1 protein-coding gene is annotated in these 1,604 nt (G+C 54.7%); it reads right to left on the bottom strand.

The window, feature by feature from the left end:
* Nucleotides 1-547: 547 nt before the first annotated feature.
* Nucleotides 548-1,556 (bottom strand): IS630-like element ISDra3 family transposase gene (locus T432_RS08975; RefSeq protein WP_197480514.1). Its coding sequence is split into 2 segments (ribosomal slippage): nucleotides 548-1,087 and nucleotides 1,089-1,556, totalling 1,008 coding nucleotides; the frame shifts between segments, so codons are not numbered across the junction.
* Nucleotides 1,557-1,604 lie beyond the last annotated feature (48 nt).

Genomic DNA, 1,604 nt, shown 5'->3' with positions numbered 1-1,604 from the left:
CTGACGTGAGAGTAAGAACAGGAACCTGCGCTAAGAGATTTAGCTGCCAGAATTCGCCGTTCCAGACGGATCTTTTCTCACTCATGCACGAGACTGGCGTTTGCCTAACTGACACGTACGGTCTTTCCTGCGATAAGTATTAAAGACAAGCAAAATACCGTGCCAGTCGTTGCCGTTTCCATCAGGCCTTCTGTGAAAAAATCCTGTAATAATGACAGTTACAGCAGGAATATCTCCTTAGCGCAGATTTTGGTTCCTACTCTCGCGGTACCCCATTTACCAACGCAATCGAGTTCGTGCGAAATATTCCCCTAGTAACTCAAATCACATTTTTTAGATGCTTGCAATACCCAATTGCCATTGATTTCGGTTGTGCAACAGAGTTTTGCAAGCCCAAAAAGCTGTTGGCATCAGCGCTCCAAATTCGTTGCACAAACTCTCATTCTCGCACGATTCTTGGTGACTCATAAATTACTCATCGCAAATGGCGGAAAATCGGGCCTTCTCTAGGTTAAGCCCTGGTTCAATCGACGTTATTGACTCCGGCTTAGGTTGGAGACGAACAGTAGCGGTGAGTAAGGCGCTGGGGAAGCCGAATGTAACGAACACGTTGCCACGCGGAGTTTAGCCTTGCCTTCAACTCACCGACAGTTTTGGGGCAGAAGTTTCCGAGGACTGATCCTTTTATGTAGGCCCACACCCGCTCAATGGGATTGAGTTCAGGAGCGTAGGGCGGGAGATACTCGACGGTAAGACGGGGCTGCTGCTCGACGAAGGCCCTCAGGGCCTTCGTTTTGTGGATACGAGCGTTGTCCATCAACACAACGAGCTTGCCTTGGACGTGGCGGAGGAGATGTCGGCAGAACGCCACGACCTGCTGGCCTCGAATGGCGCCTGGGTAGGTCTGTTGTAAGAACTGGCCCGTAGTCGTTATCGCACCAATAGTCGAGAGCTTGTCCCAACTGGCTTTGGCCGTGATGATCGGCGTTTGTCCTCGGACGGCCCAAGTCCGGGTCACCGTCGGTTTCAGGCTGAAGCCACTTTCATCGAGGAAGACGAGAGTCATACCCTGCTCAACCTTTTTTTTTCAAGCTGGGGAGCGTCTGCTCGACCCAGGTCTGAACCGCCTGCTCATCGCGTTCCAAGGCACGCGATTCTGGCTTCTGAGGACTGAAGCCAAGCTGGTGAAGCAACTTCCTGACGTGATCGGCGTGGTACCACACCTCAAATTGCAGGCCAATGACCTCCCGCACGCGGGAGGTCGTCCAACGCGCGTCGGGATAACCGGCGGCCAGCGGTCCTGCGCGCAGGATCTCCCCCAGTTGCGTGCGCTGTTCTGGCCTCAGGCGCGGTGAAGGCCCAGCCGCTCGGGTGGCCTGGAGGCTGCCTCGTTCTCGGAGACGCTGTTTCCAGGTGCGGACTGTACTTTCGGAAACGCCGACCGAAGCCGCGATCTCCTTGGCATTGACCTCACCTGCGGCGAGGAGCTGCTGAGCATACAGCCGTCGTTCTTCCAGCTGGTCACGAGTCAAAGTGGAGGGTCGCCAGACGCGCAGCACCTCCTAAGTTTACCTCGCGTCTCCAAGTCGTGCCGGAGTCAATAA

The organism is Taylorella asinigenitalis ATCC 700933 (genome assembly GCF_000687755.1).
GTDB lineage: Bacteria > Pseudomonadota > Gammaproteobacteria > Burkholderiales > Burkholderiaceae_B > Taylorella > Taylorella asinigenitalis.
This window is presented reverse-complemented; position numbering and strand designations above follow the sequence as displayed.